General features: G+C 38.9%; 12 protein-coding genes. 10 read left to right on the top strand and 2 right to left on the bottom strand.

Annotation, left to right across the window (positions count from 1 at the left end):
- The first annotated feature begins 39 nt into the window (after positions 1-39).
- From GQR89_RS04845 to GQR89_RS04825, 5 genes are all read left to right on the top strand, one after another.
- Positions 40-1,116 carry a glycosyltransferase gene (locus tag GQR89_RS04845; RefSeq protein ID WP_158769011.1) on the top strand — a complete coding sequence of 359 codons (1,077 nt, stop codon included), beginning with the start codon at positions 40-42 and terminating at the stop codon, positions 1,114-1,116.
- 315 nt (positions 1,117-1,431) lie between these two features.
- On the top strand, positions 1,432-2,886 hold the full coding sequence (locus GQR89_RS04840) for an oligosaccharide flippase family protein (RefSeq protein ID WP_158769010.1): 1,455 nt from the start codon (positions 1,432-1,434) through the stop codon (positions 2,884-2,886).
- Positions 2,887-3,286: 400 nt separating this feature from the next.
- Positions 3,287-4,408, top strand: coding sequence for a polysaccharide pyruvyl transferase family protein (locus GQR89_RS04835; protein WP_158769009.1), 1,122 nt, complete (start codon positions 3,287-3,289; stop codon positions 4,406-4,408).
- A 116-nt stretch (positions 4,409-4,524) separates the two neighbouring features.
- A complete protein-coding gene (locus tag GQR89_RS04830) occupies positions 4,525-5,922 on the top strand; it encodes a Coenzyme F420 hydrogenase/dehydrogenase, beta subunit C-terminal domain (protein WP_158769008.1) in 1,398 nt (465 codons plus the stop codon).
- Between the two features lie 21 nt (positions 5,923-5,943).
- Entirely contained in the window at positions 5,944-6,981 is a 1,038-nt protein-coding gene (locus GQR89_RS04825; RefSeq protein WP_158769007.1) for an acyltransferase, read from the top strand.
- Positions 6,982-7,161: 180 nt separating this feature from the next.
- Here the strand turns inward: GQR89_RS04825 and GQR89_RS04820 are convergent, their stop codons facing one another.
- Both GQR89_RS04820 and GQR89_RS04815 read right to left on the bottom strand, forming a co-directional pair.
- Complete coding sequence (locus GQR89_RS04820) at positions 7,162-7,830, bottom strand: hypothetical protein (protein WP_158769006.1); 669 nt, start codon at positions 7,828-7,830, stop codon at positions 7,162-7,164.
- A gap of 248 nt (positions 7,831-8,078) precedes the next feature.
- Positions 8,079-10,646 (bottom strand): right-handed parallel beta-helix repeat-containing protein, encoded by a 2,568-nt coding sequence (locus tag GQR89_RS04815; RefSeq protein ID WP_233269081.1) that lies wholly within the window; start codon positions 10,644-10,646, stop codon positions 8,079-8,081.
- A gap of 577 nt (positions 10,647-11,223) precedes the next feature.
- Here GQR89_RS04815 and GQR89_RS04810 point away from each other — a divergent pair.
- From GQR89_RS04810 to GQR89_RS04790, 5 genes are all read left to right on the top strand, one after another.
- Positions 11,224-11,871 carry a transglutaminase-like cysteine peptidase gene (locus GQR89_RS04810; RefSeq protein WP_158769004.1) on the top strand — a complete coding sequence of 216 codons (648 nt, stop codon included), beginning with the start codon at positions 11,224-11,226 and terminating at the stop codon, positions 11,869-11,871.
- A gap of 21 nt (positions 11,872-11,892) precedes the next feature.
- Positions 11,893-13,827 carry an EAL domain-containing protein gene (locus GQR89_RS04805; protein ID WP_158769003.1) on the top strand — a complete coding sequence of 645 codons (1,935 nt, stop codon included), beginning with the start codon at positions 11,893-11,895 and terminating at the stop codon, positions 13,825-13,827.
- A 261-nt stretch (positions 13,828-14,088) separates the two neighbouring features.
- Positions 14,089-14,736, top strand: a complete 648-nt coding sequence (locus tag GQR89_RS04800) for a hypothetical protein (protein WP_158769002.1) — start codon at positions 14,089-14,091, stop codon at positions 14,734-14,736.
- 109 nt (positions 14,737-14,845) lie between these two features.
- Positions 14,846-16,246, top strand: a complete 1,401-nt coding sequence (locus GQR89_RS04795; RefSeq protein WP_158769001.1) for an O-antigen ligase — start codon at positions 14,846-14,848, stop codon at positions 16,244-16,246.
- Positions 16,243-16,647 carry a 3-phosphoshikimate 1-carboxyvinyltransferase gene (locus GQR89_RS04790; RefSeq protein ID WP_158769000.1) on the top strand — a complete coding sequence of 135 codons (405 nt, stop codon included), beginning with the start codon at positions 16,243-16,245 and terminating at the stop codon, positions 16,645-16,647. Before GQR89_RS04795 ends, GQR89_RS04790 begins: the two co-directional genes overlap by 4 nt.
- The last annotated feature ends 17 nt before the right edge of the window (positions 16,648-16,664 follow it).

Raw genomic sequence — 16,664 nt, 5'->3', positions numbered from 1 at the left:
TTACCCATTTTTATATAACTTAATATGTAATTTATTTTTATGAAAAAACTTACCGTACTGTCATATCACCCTAATCGGTGTACTGGTTTTGGTGGAATTGAAAACCTTGTTAGGTCCATAAAACAGACCCTTGAACAAAGTAATATTGCTTTCTATGAGTTGTACAATAGAGACCCATCGGATAGTGAAATTGACATTTTCGACTCTGAATTCTGTATCCAAAAAAAGCTTTTCTTCAATTCTAGATTTCTTGAAATGTTAAACAAAGCATTTTGTTTTTACCAACAAGCCATGCGTGGTAACTATGACGTTGTTATTACCTATCATCCTGCAAACTTATTATTTTTCTTACTCACGAAACAAAAACCTAAAATAGTATTAGTACAGTCAAATAGTGTAGCAAAACTCTTTCAAGGCCGTATTCTAAATCTTCTGGCGCAAAAGATTCTTAACAGAGTTGACGCGCTGACGCTTTACACTTCATTTGATAGAAAAGCGCTATGTCAGCGCTTTGATGTGGAAGACAGTAAGATGTTTATTATTCCTAGAGCGTGTAAGTTGCCCACAACTGCACCACGGGAAAACAAAAATAACAAACTCGTGACCATATGCAGAATTGCCGAAGAGCAAAAGAACTTTACCGCAATGATTCAAATGATGGCGCACATCCCTGAAATGACTTTGGATATATACGGCGCAGGCTCAAGTGAAGAAATTAGTGCTTTAGAAAGTCAAATTTCAAATGCAACAAATGTCAGGTTTCTTGGTAAAACGAATGATGTGGCCAAGACACTCTCGGATTACAGCGTATTTATAATGACGTCTTATTATGAAGGCTATGGTCAATCACTTATTGAGGCAAGAAGCCAAGGATTGCCTATTGTATTATTCAATACATTTGATGCAGCGCAATCGGTCGTAGTTGATAGTAAAAATGGTTTTTTAATAGAGCCATTCGACCAAAAGTCGTTTATAAATAGTATTCGAAAAGTTCTGCAAAACGACTCAGTATATCGACAAATGTCATATGAAAGCGTAGCACTATCTGCAACAACGGACACGCTTTCTATTAAAAATAAATGGCTAAAATTATTCAAATCGTTTCAAAAACCTTAGATTTTGAATTTATCTTGGCTACTTTAGTTAAGCAGCCTTGTTAGGTCTTTCTACTGTTGTAACGTAAGAAGAGAGTCGAGCTTATCAGACAATATAAACATAATAGGTCTCAGCTCAGCACTATTAATACATATGATCTATGGATATCAATTAGTTGTGTGCAGTAACTTAGCTATGGCTTAAGACTGATGATGCCAATTATTTTGGCCGGTGGACAATCGTCAAACGTAGAAACCTAGTAGAAGATTGAAAAAGTATTTTAGTTAATACGAATTACAGTATATAGGATTGAAATATTACAATGAGAATTATTGAATGTCGTTAAAAAAACAGGCAGCAAAGCAGGGAATATGGATTTCAATCACACGTACTGGCATCAATATTGTTGATTTTATGGTGTTTGCTTATCTTGCGCGCATTCTTAGCTTAGAAGACTTCGGTTTAGTGGCATTTTGCATGCTCTTTATTGAATTTGCCAATACCGCAGTAAACGCGGGTGTTAATCAAAATATCGTACAACGTAAAACATGGGATGAGCAATATGCATCTAGTACCATGGTTTACGTGGTCGGTTTAGCGATTTTGGTTGCTGCTGGCATAGTATTTATTGGCGCACCAATCGCTTATTACTCCTATTCGCACCTAGCAGCCTACGTTTTTATGAGTCTAGCACCAATAACTGTTCTCATGAGTTTGCAAGTAGTTTTCAACGGAAAACTCGTCAGAAATTTTAAAAATAAACAAATGGGTATTGTTAAGCTTATTGCCACTGTACTCTCAGCCATCATTATTATTGTTCTAGCTGAGTTGGGATACGGCTTGTGGTCATTGGTAATAGGCCGTTTGATACTCGCTACTTTAGAGCTACTATTTTTGTCATTTATTTCTGAGTTCAAACCCAAATTTTATTTTAATAAAGAAGACAAGAAAGAACTGCGAGAATTTTGTCTACCACTTTTGGGGGCAGCAGTATTAACCACAGTGAATCAAAAGTGCGTTTCATTATTTACAGGCTTGGTCTTAGGACCTGCTAATTTTGCTTTGCTAAATGCAGCCAAAAGAGGCGAAAATATGATAAACCAAATTACAATGAGCTCAATCAATTCTATGGTGGTACCCAGCTTCTCACGTGTTAAAGAAGGCACGAATATGGGTGATTTATATATAAAGTTAGTTGTCATTACCGCGACAATAGTGATGCCTATGTTTATGGGACTTGGCGCTATTGCGGATCCACTGGTAACTATTTTATTTGGTGAAAAATTCGGCGATAGCGCTATCTTTATGAATATTTCAGCTTTTGTTATGTTCCCAGCTATCATAGGTTGGTTTTTACCAACTTTACTTATATCCCAGGGACAGACTAGTGATGCATTTAAACTAACTTTAGTCAGTGTTACCAATAGTGTAGTGGTCGCTGGTTGCAGCATTTGGTTCGGCATTCCAACTATGTTAATTTGTATCGTTATCGCAAATTTTTTAATACTACCGATACGTTTTAAAATCGTGTCAAAACATGTACCAATTAATATTAAGAAGTTAGTTTTCGCTATTTTCCCATCCTACTTTTGTGCCTTGGCCATGTTTGCCTGTATTATGGTCGCTAAGCATTTTTTAAACCCACTGATTCCAAATCAAATTATTCTACTTGTGGTATTGATACTCACAGGAAGTTTGAGTTACCCCATTTTGAGTTTTTTGTTTTTTTATAGATACACAACTGAACAATTGAATCAGATTAAAGGTATGTTTTTAAAGGGGGGGAAATAAAAATAACCAAATACACCATACATGAAGGGTTTATTGTCGGACAGTGTGACAGCTAACATATGCTTCCCTAGGTAATGATTATCAGTTCTTTTTTGTTTAAATATTTCCAAATTATGTTTGTATCTAGTATCGAAAGTTACTATTTAGAAGGCGTCTGTTAACGCTAGAGCTGGCGATATCAAAGACTATAAGTGCCATGCATTCAAGTCGTGAGAGCAAGGAGAGTAGTTTATCATTTCGTCTAAGATCATTTTTGACTAGATATTAGACTGAAAATCCTTAAATTTTCGACATTTGTAGGGATAATCAATACAAAAATAAGCATGCAAGGCCTGATTAAATATACCGACCCGATCCAAACAAGTAATTAGAAAGCATCAAATAAAAATGGAAGCATAATATGAAAATTGCAGTATTAACGTACAATTTTAACAATAACTATGGCGGGATGCTTCAAGCATATGCCATGCTTAAAACATTGAAAAAATTGGGCCATGAACCTGAGCTTTTATTAGTTCCGTCTATCAATTTATCTAAAAAAGCAAGATTGAAAAAATTTATCAAAAAACACTTTCTTTCCTACCTATCGAGTAGATGGCGAGACAATAGTCAGAAAACTATAATAGAAAAAAACACCAAATATTTTATAGAAAAATATATTACGCCGAAAACCAATCCTATCTCTACAAAACAGCATTTTTCAAAGATAACTAAAAATAATTATAATGCTTATTTAGTCGGCAGCGACCAAGTATGGCGGGCAAAAGTTTATCGATATATTGACTATGCCTTTTTCGGGTTTGTAAAAAGTGATGAGCCTATCCTAATGTCTTATGCTGCATCCTTCGGTGTTGATACATGGGACTTCAATGAAGAACAAACATCGAGGTTCAAAAAACAGATCCAGAGGTTCAAAGGTGTTGCAGTTAGAGAAGACTCTGGTGTAGCTCTTTGTAAAGAATATTTTAATACTGATGCGGTCCATGTTCTAGACCCAACCATGCTTCTAGATCCCGATGATTACAGAGAAATCATCGAACAAGAAAATGAGCCGAACCATTCAGGCTCCCTTTTAACATACATACTTGACTTAAATGAAGACAAACAAAGTATCATAGACAGAGCTAGTAAAGAGTTAGATTTTAAGCCCTTTAAGGTAAATTTAAAACCAAAGGAAGAAATGAACACCCTAGAAGATATGGTCTACCCTACCGTTACAGCTTGGCTTAAGGGCTTTGACAATGCAGAATACGTAATCACAGATTCTTTTCATGGCTGTGCTTTTGCGATTTTATTTAATAAACCGTTTATCGCTTATGGTAACAAGGCAAGGGGAATGGCAAGGTTTAATTCTCTTTTAAAAATGTTTGGGTTGCAAGATAGATTAGTTGCCAGCAAAGAAGAAGCGAGTATAGAGAAAATTAAAGACATTATTGATTGGAATAGCGTAAATTCTAAACTTTTAGAGTACAGGAATATTTCTCAAAATTTTCTTGTCGAAACTTTAAAATCAAAAAAATAGTCGACGCGTTACCCGTTTGATGTTCGCGATTTTATATTAAAATTTTGGTTAAAGTGCCAAGTTATTTTACATAGAAAATATGTATTAAAAATAAGACGCGCTATTAAGGATTAGTAATGAATACGAGTCTTATGAAGACCGATGTAGAGAAAGTGGTCAATGGTGGTTTTTGTGTTGGTTGTGGGGGTTGTGCAGCTATCGATAGCGGTATTAACATGCGCTTTAGCGACACCGGTGTTTATGTGCCAATTATCAGTGAAGTTACCAACCCAAAAATTGATGAGGTTTGTCCATTCTCTAATAAAGGCCCACACGAAAACGAATTAGCTAAACCTTCCCTTGGCAAAAGTGATGAAGATAAGTTAGGAACTTACTTAACTTTGAAGGCTGGTTATGATCTGCATGAGCCTAGTCGATTAAATAGTAGTTCTGGTGGTGGTGCCAGTTGGATCTTGAAACAGCTATTTGATAAAGGTCATATAGATAAAGTTATTCATATAAAAGAATCACAAGAACAGGGCAAACTATTTAAATATTCAGTTTCGAACTCTATCGAAGAAATTAACCAAGGGGCAAAAACACGCTACTACCCAATTGAAATTTCAGAAGTTTTCGATTTTGTCAAAAGAAACAGTGGTAAATATGCATTCGTTGGGGTGCCTTGTTTCGTGAAAGCGGTAAAGAGGTTAGCTTTAATAGATCAAGATTTTGCAGATAAACTAAAATTTACTATTTCTATATTTTGTGGTCACCTTAAATCAGCAGCCTTCGGCGAAAGCCTAGCTTGGCAACTAGGTGTTAAACCAGATAATATTCAAAAAATTGACTTTAGGCATAAAATACTTTCTGCACCCGCTAATAATTATGGTATCGAAGTAACTGATCGTGAATCAAAAGTGCATATTTCGCCCATGCAAGGTTTACTTGGTAAAGATTGGGGCATGGGCGCATTTCGCTTAAAAGCCTGTGATTTTTGTGACGACATAGTAGGCGAAGTAGCGGATGTTTCATTTGGTGATGCATGGTTGGATAAATATAAATCTGACAGTAAAGGTACAAACTTAATAATCATTAGAAATGAGATCATAAAAGACATTTTTGAAAAAGGTTTGCTGGATAAAACATTTCATACAGAGGATATAAGCTCCGCTGAAATTGTAAAGTCACAAGACGCTAGTTATAGACATAGGCGTAACGGCGTTAAGTATCGAGTGAAGAAATATGATAAAGAGTCGAAGTGGCATCCAATCAAACGTCAGTTTTCTGGGTTAGAAAAACCTAATTTTCTCGTTAAATTAAACTGGGATTTTAGAGCAAAGTATAGCCAGAAATCTCATGAATCTTTCCTAGAAGCAAAAAGAAAAGATTCGTTAACTATTTACACAGATTTTGTTAATCAAGGCACTTCTAAAGCAAGTAAGCTGCAAAAGTTAATCCGGCACTATAATCGGTTAAAGAGGATTATAGGCTCACGAATCATTCCTTTTTTTAAAAAAGTTAAAAGTAGTAGTTAAGCTCCCATTGAAGGTGTAATCATGAGGATAAGTTTTTGGGATAAATGGAAGGGTGTAGCAATAATTGCAGTCGTCCTCATCCACGCATCGGGGAGTACTGCCAATTTTCCAGTAGGTACTTTAAACAATAATTTTGGCATTATCTTACGCCAATTTATTAACTTTCCTGTTGGTTTATTTATTTTTCTGGCAGCTTTTTTTGTTGCTAACTCCAAGAGCCTTAGTGAAAGCTATTGGAACAGCGTGAAAACTCGGGTCTGGCGGTTAGGCTTGCCATTTTTAATTTGGTCATTTATTTATTTTGGTATGAGGATGGCCAGAAGTAATCTTATCTTCGCTGATATTCCACTTATGTTGCTAAATGGCACATCCGTGTCTGTTGGATATTTTGTAATAGTGATGATACAAATAAGTATCATTTCTCCCTTTCTAGAAAGGTTAAATGTTGCAACGCTCACCAAGCTCCTTCCGCTGTCGCTTTTGGTATCCATATGCGCTACGTATACTTTAAACGTGATTTTAACTGAAAGTATATGGAGTGAATTTCCCTATAGCGCACTGCCTTTTTTTATATGGCTTCCTTTTTATATAGGCGGAATTATCTTTGGTAAAAAAGGCGAAGATTTCTGGCTGAGCATAAAAGTATGGCAAGCGTTTGCAGCTTATTTGGTATTTGTTTGTCTATCATTAGCTGAAGCTATGTTGGTATTTGAGGACACTCGCAGCCTTGCAACGTCTCAGCTTAAAGTCACGTCAATGTTGACCACCGGCACTGTCTGTATTTTGATCTTTTCCAGTTGGGTTTATGGTAAAGACAAAGAGGGAAACTTACTTTCTTGGATTGGTCAGCGTAGTTTTTACTTTTATCTTTCCCATATGTTGATTCTATGGAAAGTAAAATACTTTTTGGATAAATTTACCGTTCTTTATGACAACCAAGTAATATTTGTCCTTATTGTTACTTTTATTACTCTAGGAATTACTTCTATTGGTGCACTCGTTTTGGATATATTATTTTCTAGATATAATTATATTCGACGAGCTCTTGGATTGTCTTAAGTTATACAATAGTTAAAAATGTTTATAACAGTTGCCCGCGCTGAAGACTGAATAACATTTTAAATCTCCACAGAAAACCTGTTTATTTTGTGTATCGGATACACAAACAGAAAAGGGTTAATGGTGCCTTCTTTGAAAGGCACTGTTGTTGACCACAGATTTAATTGTCAAAAAATGTTGCTAACATATTAGCTGATACATAGGTTCCTTTGGGTTTGGGTCTGAATTATATCTTTTTCTTAAATAAGGCAACGAAAGACCTAAAATCATTAAATAAATTAATTTTGGCTCATCAACACTTATCGATTTAACAAGTTGTATACTGAAATCATTAGATGAAAAGTCTACCGTTAAACGACTCGAGTCAGGATAGATCCCCGCAGCAGGATCCCAATCGGTATAATATGCGCCTGCTGAGCGATAAGCTCCATCGTTATCCAGGTCATTGCCAAAAATAACGTTTGAAATGCCACCGAACTCGGCAAGGCTTACGCCAAAAATAGAGGTTAAAGCGTGATATTCGTCAACAGAGATAAACTCTCCTATACCACTATTCTCGTCTAGGCTTGCCGCCCAGTCGACGCCGGGAATAAAGTGACTGTACATGCCTACCATTTCTTCACTCGAGGCGAGTCTCCAGCCATCAGAAGCATAAAGCCCTAACGCTTGACTAATTGATACGCCCACGACAGCATCCCACCGCGACCAATTTAGTCCATTGCCAGTAATCGTGTTTGACCCTGTATCAAGTGAAAATCCCCCACGCACAATAAGCGATGCGTAGGCTGCATGGCTTGAGAGAAGTAAGGTTAATATTAAGGCATTTCTGATCATGGTAAAGAATTTCATAAGCGCTCCTTTGCAAAATAGAGAAAATTATTCGAATAAAAGACACAGGTTCGTTTCGAACTCCAAGTTCCATTAGAATAGTACGCTTCTCGCAATTTAGCGCATCGTTCTTTAGCCTTTCGTTATCTCCTATTGTTCATTACTCTTTTATTGCTCATACAATTAACACGAACATCAGAACAAACCAAACTTTGGATTTCACTTTAAATCCACTAAAATTAGCAGCCAATAATCCCTACCAACTGGCATCAATCATTCGTTAATCCGACGCTAATCATCGAATTACTGGCACTTTGCAACATTTTAGCTGGCTCATAGAACTTCACGTTTTTGTATGACACTTCTGAAGTTGTATATTTAGGCTGATCGTCATCCATTACAAAAACAATTCGATTAAATTCACCAGTTATTAAATCACCAATGGGCATGGTAATGGTTTCAAATTCATCAATGTTACTGTATTTGTATGAATCATTCGCCCAATTTTGGCTACCTGTAAATTTGTACATCCTTGAGCTTGTTAGCTTGTTATCATTTTCAAAAGCAATACCTGCTATTTCACCTGCCCCATTATTTTTTACTTCTAGGGATAACATTGTTTGTGACGTTAGCGCTATATCGATAGCCATGCTTTGCCACGTATTACCGGTTAATGTAAGGGTGCTGCCATTATCACTAATAAGGTAATCACTGGCTTCGTCTTGACTGTCAAATGATTGCATTTGTCCGTCGTTGAAATTGACTAAATAGTCTGTGTCGTTAGTATCTGAATCGGTAGCGACTTGAGAACCAGCGAGTTCGGCAGTAGGTGACATACTCGAAAAATTGGGAATAATAAAGCGCGCTTCGAGCTCTAAGTTAAAGCTCGCCGCTGAATTATCAATATCTTCTATTAATTCAGCTTGCTCAGACCAGGGATGATAGAAGTCGTCTCCAAGATTGGCAAGCACTGCGGGGGCGTCTATGCGACTGTTAAATATTAGGTTATTTTTAAATTTTGAGTTTTCGTACTGCTCGGAATCATAGATACCATAACCCATTTTATTCCAGTACACATCATGTACTAAAACGTTGTTTCTTATATTAGCCCAAAACGTGTAATCACTCTTAAACCCTGCTGCAGCGATACCATTACTGCTAGTCACAATTAGATTTTCAAAGATATTCACTTGGCCCGCCGGCATTGACATTAGCCCCCCAAGCTTAATTGCCGCCCAAGCTTTTTGTCGCTCATCACCCAGGTTATGGATGTAATTATTGAAAATATAACTGGGCCCGAGCATATTTGGTATAGCGCTTATACCACAGTAGCCTTGCTCTATTTCATTGTTGTAAAACAGTACATTACTTTGGCCACCATCAAGCTCAATAATGTCGTCGTTGGCAAAAGCAAAATAGTTATTATAAATAGCAGAATCTCTTATAAATCCCCCCCAAGGTCTACCATTCGCACGGCTTTCAATGACATCGTTGAACCTTTTATTGTCACTGCCGTAAAAGCGATTATTGCGAATAATATATTGACCTCGATATTCCTCTACAGAATGACGAGCCGTCAGTAATAAGGCACTCGGACCATAAGGATGCCCATATCCCCAGTGATTAGCTTTTCCGTTAGGGCTGTGTATTTCACAATTTTCAATCGTTACTACCCCTGACTCTTGAAGCGAAATTCCTGAGTCATAGTTTATCGCTTTAGTACTTTCAGCATTTGCATAAGCGACTCCGTCACGCATGTCTTCACCTACTCTGCCAAATTCAGAGATATCACAGCCATCTATCCACAAGTGATGTGCTTGTTTTGCGCCAATGCCATATAGTCTGCCTCCTTTCACCGTTATGTTCTCGAATTTTACGTAGCTCTGACTTCCTATATCAATAGCAGCATTATCATTTTCCCCTGCGACAATATCGGTACCATCACCTTTAATTAGCGCCCAACCCTCTTCAGTGCCTTGAATGCCCAAGGTGGTTAGATTAAGTTGACCACCAGTATATATATCAGATAGGTAATAGATTTTATCAGGATCGATGGGCGGCGTATTGGGCCGAGTTTGAAAGGTGTATAATTGCTCGTCAACTACTTGGTTATCATCTAAATATTCAAGTTTAACATCGTAAGTGGTATCAGGTTCTAAATGCACGATTGAGCCTGAGAGTGCGCCTTTGATTGGCTCCCATTGTAATGTCAAAGCTGGTAACCAATCTGTTGATGCATTGAGCTTAAACCATAATCGAGTTTTGGTGTCTTCGTTTTGATTATATACCGTCAGACTGGCTGAATGGATTAATGGAACGATACGATAATCTGTATCACTTGAAGCGGTTGCAGGAAATATTCTAGCAGGATTTAAACCTGCTAATAGCGCAGCGGACTCCAAAGTTGTGGTTTCGATTGTGGAGTCAGCGTATAGCTGCTCCACTATACGATAAGCATCAATAGGATAAAGTTGCAATGCTAATGTGACCCATTTTTCTGTGGTTGAAACCTCGGTTTCGCTTAAATGAATCACCGCTTGAGTAACGTTTTGAGAAGCCATTATTTCTAAAAGAAGCGAAGCTACGTTCTGTCTATTTTTGGTAATGAAGCTATTTGACTTTTTTGAGGTAAATGCTGGGTTTTGCAGCATAGCAACGACTTCGGACTGACTATTTAATTGTTGCTCTTTGATTTTACTTATAAGGTAGCTACCTGGTTGGCTCGTTACTGATAGTTTTTGTGGTGCATGGAATCGCGAACAGCCTATCATGCTTATAATCATAAATATTAGGGTAAAACGTACACCTAACCATGTTGCTTTACTAGATTTATACATAATCAATTATCCTCCAGTCGCTTAAATTCACACCAACTAAAGCTCATTAATGCTTCAGAGTACACTATTAGAGGTCACTGTTTATTCTGTTTTATTTTACAGAAACACACTTCACATTGGGATGTTATTTTTACCCATTATATAACACTGTTCTGTTTAAGGTAGGTTCATTAGATATTTTATTAATTACCTATTGGGTTATTTAGATACTTGACTTTCCATACTACTTCTTAACATTAATAAATATTCTTATATGCTGGCCTGTTCTCTGATGTTCAGTCCTATTAAAAGGTATAGTCTTGGTCAATATGTAAGACTTCGAATTCATGAACAAAGAGATAATACGATGAACTTCATTAAGCAGTTCATATCAAGAATACTTTGCTAATGCCAAACGGGCTAGCATACTATTGATATTTATGACTACATTAGCGTTCAATTTTTCGGCAATAACGTCATTATGCTATTACTATGGAATGAGTAATAGCTGTTACTACGTTGGCTATTAAGGTGACTCCCGATTGCTTAAATTATCACTAGGCTTCATTTTAGCTGGGTAAAGGATTTCGTTTCATTCATGCGTTTTATTGGCTATTTCATTACGACAATATTGATTTTATTTATGCTTCGCGCTGTAGCCGATAGCAATATTGTGTTCAATGACGCGCTATTTAATAAAATTCGTAATCAATACGAAGACGATGCCCTTGAGCGTGTACAAGATTGGCAGCAACTGTTAAATGATAGCCACAATTTATCCATTGATGAAAAACTTTATCAAGTGAATAACTTTTTCAATGCACTAGATTTTGTCGATGATATCAAGCATTGGGGTAAAGACGATTACTGGGCTACGCCAGTGGAATTCTTAGCCACCCAAGCCGGCGATTGTGAAGACTTCGTCATCGCAAAATATTTCAGCTTAATAGAATTGGGCGTACCCGCTGAAAAGTTGCGATTAATGTATGTCACCGCGATACGTTTAAGGCAAGCTCATATGGTGCTTGCCTACTATGAAGAATCTAATTCAGTGCCTTTGGTACTCGACAATATTAATCAACGAATATTACCCGCTTCTCGCCGTCGTGATCTGCTGCCCGTTTACAGTTTTAACGGTGACGGCTTGTGGTTAGCAAAAGAACAAGGACGCGGGCAAAAAGTACAGCAAGGAGGCAATAATAATTTATGGAACGATTTAAACGAACGCATGCAGGTGAGCGAATAATGATGCTGAAGGAAATATTTTATGCCGCTGTCTAAACAACTTGGATTAAGCCTATTAGCGGTACTGATATTGGTATTTATTGGCACGCTATGGATAAACGTAACCAACACTCGGAATTTTGTGGCCCAGCAGTTGGCGTCACACGCGCAAGATACTGCGACGTCTTTAGGCTTGTCTATCGCGCCCTACGTTGCAGAGACTGACGATTTACCTATTGTGGATACAATGATGAACGCTATTTTCGATCGAGGTTTTTATCAAAGCATGGTGCTACGTGATGCCAATCAGCAAATTTTAATCGAAAAGCATAATCCTAGTCAGGTTGAAGGCGTGCCCAGTTGGTTTGTCGAACTATTGCCCCTCATCCCACCCGAAAGTAGCACCGATTTGAATGATGGCTGGACGATGGCCGGTACGTTAATGGTAAAAAGCCACCCTGGCTTTGGTTATCAGCAATTATGGCAAAATGCAGTACAGTCATTTTGGATGATTTTAGCCGTATTTATTGGCGCGCTCGTTTTGCTTTACGGGCTAGTCACCATGATCACCACCCCTTTGTTAGCAGTAATAAGACAAGCTGATGCGATCAGCAAGCAACAATTTGAACAAATTAAGGGAATTCCTCGCACCCCAGAGCTGAAACGTATTGTATTAGCGGTAAATCGCATGTCAGCGCAATTAGCTAAATTATTTACCCAATTGACTAATCAAGCAGAACGTTACCGTGATTATTCTTATCAAGACACCTTAACAGGTGTGGCCAACCGCCGCGCATTTGAACTGGCCTTTGAGCAACTGTTAACCGATAGCGAGCAACATTCACAAGGCTATTTGCTACTTATTCGCCTAACGAGTCTCAGTGAAGTGAATAACGAGCAAGGTTATCAAGCAGGTGACGAATACGTAAAACTGGTTAGCCAAGAATTACAAAGTTTACTCACTCAACCTGAGCTAAATGGCACTTTGTATCGCATTTCTGGAGCCGACTTTGTCTTATTGCTTGAAGACACCGCGCAACAAGCCTGTATTACCCTGACCGAAGCTATTATCGCTCAGCTTAATGCTGTCGAAAAAAGTGAATACAGATTGGGCACCGCCCATGTAGGAGCGGGCTCCTTTAGTTTTGGCGATTCTAGAACGGATATATTAGAACGGGCCGACAATGCCCTAGCAGGTGCTAGTGTTGCTACACAGAGATGGCAATTATCTCATCAGCAAGATGTACTGCACAGTAATACCCAGTGGCGAGATCAGCTAAATACAATATTACAACAGAAGCATGCAGATTTTGTCGCCCAGCCTATCAAAAATCACAAAGATGAAGTTTTGTACTCTGAATGGTTTGCCCGGTTTAGTACCGATAAAAACGAAAGCTATCTGCCGATGGGGCAATTGGTGCCAGCATCAGTTCGACTTAATTATGCACAAAAATTAGATGAACTGCTTATTGCCAGCGCCTTGATTAAACTTAAAGACCACCCACATGCTATCGGTTTAAACGTATCGCGCTTATCTCTTAGCCAAACAAGCTTTCATCAATGGCTTTTGCGCGCATTACCTGATGACAAAGCTACCTGCGCGAGACTCGTGTTAGAAATACCCGAGCGCGCCCTTGTCAATGGCACTGAAGACCTAGTGCGTTTTATTGCACAGTTAAAGTCTCGTGGCGTGAGGATTACCGTTGAGCGTTTTGGTGCACAATTAGCGGCCATTACCCACTTACGACATATTCGCCCCGATTATTTAAAGCTCGATGGACGCTTTGTGCGCAATATTCACAATGAACCCGATAATCAGTTATTTGTGCAGTCGTTGGTCAATATTGCGCACGGTTTGAATATTCAAGTGATAGCGGAAATGATCGAGAGCGAAGCGGAAGCAGCCTGTTTACAGGATTTGTTCGTCGACTATTTACAGGGCTTTTACATTGGCAAGCCCGCCGAGACTAAAGTATGAAGTAGCGGTATTTACGCTATGTAATGGCTGATTCAATCAAAAAGCATGAATTAAAAACTGCTATAAGCCCTTATTTATATTGATTAAAAGAGTGACTCGGACTGACTTGATAGGGAAATCATTACTAGAAGCAAACCACTGATAAGGTTCGTTATTTTACCAGTAAGACTCTGGCTGATGTTGCTTTATCGAGCAACAAAACTTATTATGAGGCAGATTTTAGTGAGATACGCTCTCACATCCTTTTATTTTGGAGCTTTTATGCGACGTTTATTCACATGTTTATTTTTATCTAGCGCTGTTATTGCGCCAGTCGCTATGGCCCAACAATTGGGTACCCAAACTACTCAGGACGTGGTAAACGCCGCTGCGTCGCCTGAAGCCGAGAACATTCTTTTTGGCGATGAAAATCAACCCGGCCGCACCGTTCACACGGCAATAGTCGAATTGGTGAATGCAGGTGTTTCGTTAGATGACGCCGTTAACCAAACCCTTGCTGATGTAACCAAAGAAGACGGAGCATTGCTTAGCGGAGCCGCAAGATTAGTCGTTGGTTCTAATAAAGATATTAGTGCTAACTTTATGGGTAATATGGTGAGTTTCAATAAATTAACTGATAGCACCAAAGGGGCCATCGAGGCATACCCAGGTAATGCTGCCGATGTTATTCAACTTGCGGTAACCCTTTACCCTAGTTTTGCTCAAGACGTCATCGATGCCGCTATAATAACGGGTGAAATTGAACCTAATGATGCGTTATTAGCCGCTATCGCCGCGGGTGCGGACCCGACGACAGTGTCTACGGCTACTGCTGCAGGCGCTACAGTAGGTGTTACTGCTGCACCTGCTGGTACAGGTGTGGGTGCTGGCGGAACTGGCGGTGGGGACACTACTGCGTCGACAAACTAATTTTTTATTCGTTTATTAAAAGCCAGGTTTACACCTGGCTTTTTTGTTCATCATCATAAATTATGACAGCGTGAGTTTATAAGCATTCAGAAATGCACCGAGGGAACGATTGAACAATAAACTTCATAACTACGCATTTTATGCTTTGTTAGGTTTGCTTATCTGGCTGCCTATTCCATTAGGCTCAAACAGACCCTGGGCCTGGGGATTAATGGAACTAGTGATTTTTTCACTGTCGCTTGCATGTGCATATTTACGTAAAAACCAACCCTGGATGGGCTTACGGGCTTATAGGCTGCCTATTGGCTTATGGTTAGCGTTTTTAATTTTAGCGTCGATTCAAGTGATACCATTATCGGCGCAAGTTGTGGCATTTTTAAGTCCTGTGAGTTACGAAACCCAATGGGGATTTGGCGTCACGCAGTTTCATTTATCGTTGGACGTAGGACAGAGTCAAATTAACTTGCTTAAAGCCATGAGTTATTTCTGTTTATTTATCGTCGTGCTGGTACTGATTAACAACGAAAAACGTTTGCGCTTACTTTTACTTACGTTATTAGCCAGTGGTGCAATACAAGCGTTATATGGCACTGTGGAGATATTGTCAGGTACTCGCTACAGTTTACTATTTGGCCTACCAGTATCAGATGTGGCAAGTGGCAGCTTTGTGTATAAAAACCACTATGCAAACTTTTTAATGCTGTGTTTGTCGGCAGGTATCGGTTTAATGGTAGCTACGTTGCAAAGTAATCAAGGTGGTACTCGGCGCGATATAATGCGCTCTATTCTATCCACCCTATTGGGCAGTAAAGCCCTGATACGCATTAGCTTGGCGATTATGGTCATTGCCTTGGTCATGTCGCGCTCGCGCATGGGTAACACGGCATTTTTTGCATCCATGACGATCATCGGTATTTTGTCTCTGGTAATTATTAAAAACCGCAGTCGAAGTCTTTCTATTTTAATTATTAGTATGTTTGTTATAGATGTATTTATTGTCGGTGCGTGGTTCGGCTTAGATAAGGTACAAGAGCGTTTACAAGCCACCAGCCTCGCGCAAGAAGGAAGAGACGAAGTGGTAATAGATTCATTGCCTATGTTGCAGGACTTTCCGTTGTTCGGCACTGGCGGTGGTAGTTTTTATAGCTCATTCCCGAGTTATAAAGTCGCCAATATCCAGTCTTTTTATGACCATGCGCATAATGACTATCTGCAGATGAGTATTGAATACGGCATTCCCGCAACTATGCTTTTAGTGATTCTGGTCGTTTGGTGTTTTTCTAAAAGCGTCAGAGCCATGCGCAAGCGAAGGCCTTCTATATTCAAAGGCACCGCTTTTGCCTGTTGTATGGCGATGCTCGGCATGGCCATACATATGACGGTAGACTTCCCTTTGCAAGCGCCGGCGAATGCTTGTTATTTTGTGGTCTTTTTAGCCTTGTCGCTATCCATCAACCAGCTAAAAATAACCACAGGTAAAAAGCGTCGTTCTCAAAAGGTGGCAATATGAATAAAAAATTCAGTGGTCCGATAGAAGAAGACCCAGCGATCGTTAATTTACTCGAACGTATGCCTCGCTCAGTACAAACGTCGTTTAGTGAGGAGCAGCTTTCACACCTTAGAAACGCTGTCAGCAGCCGCCAATGGGGCCATCACTCTATCGATTTGCGAGGCACAGTGTCATGGTTCAAATATCGCTATTATTACGTAATTCTGGCAGGTAAAAACCACCGCAACATGTCACGTGCCCAACTTAGGGCAAGTCGCTTTGTTAATGCTCTGCTGCTAGCTTTATTTTTCACATTCTCAGCTATGATAGGCATATTATTATTGTACTTATTGAAGTCAGCTGTAGGTATCGACTTGTTACCGAATTATTCATTTGGCGTATGGGATTGGTTTAAAAGCTAGGTATTTTTATGAGATTT

The organism is Paraglaciecola sp. L1A13, assembly GCF_009796745.1.
Lineage (GTDB): Bacteria > Pseudomonadota > Gammaproteobacteria > Enterobacterales > Alteromonadaceae > Paraglaciecola.
This window is presented reverse-complemented; position numbering and strand designations above follow the sequence as displayed.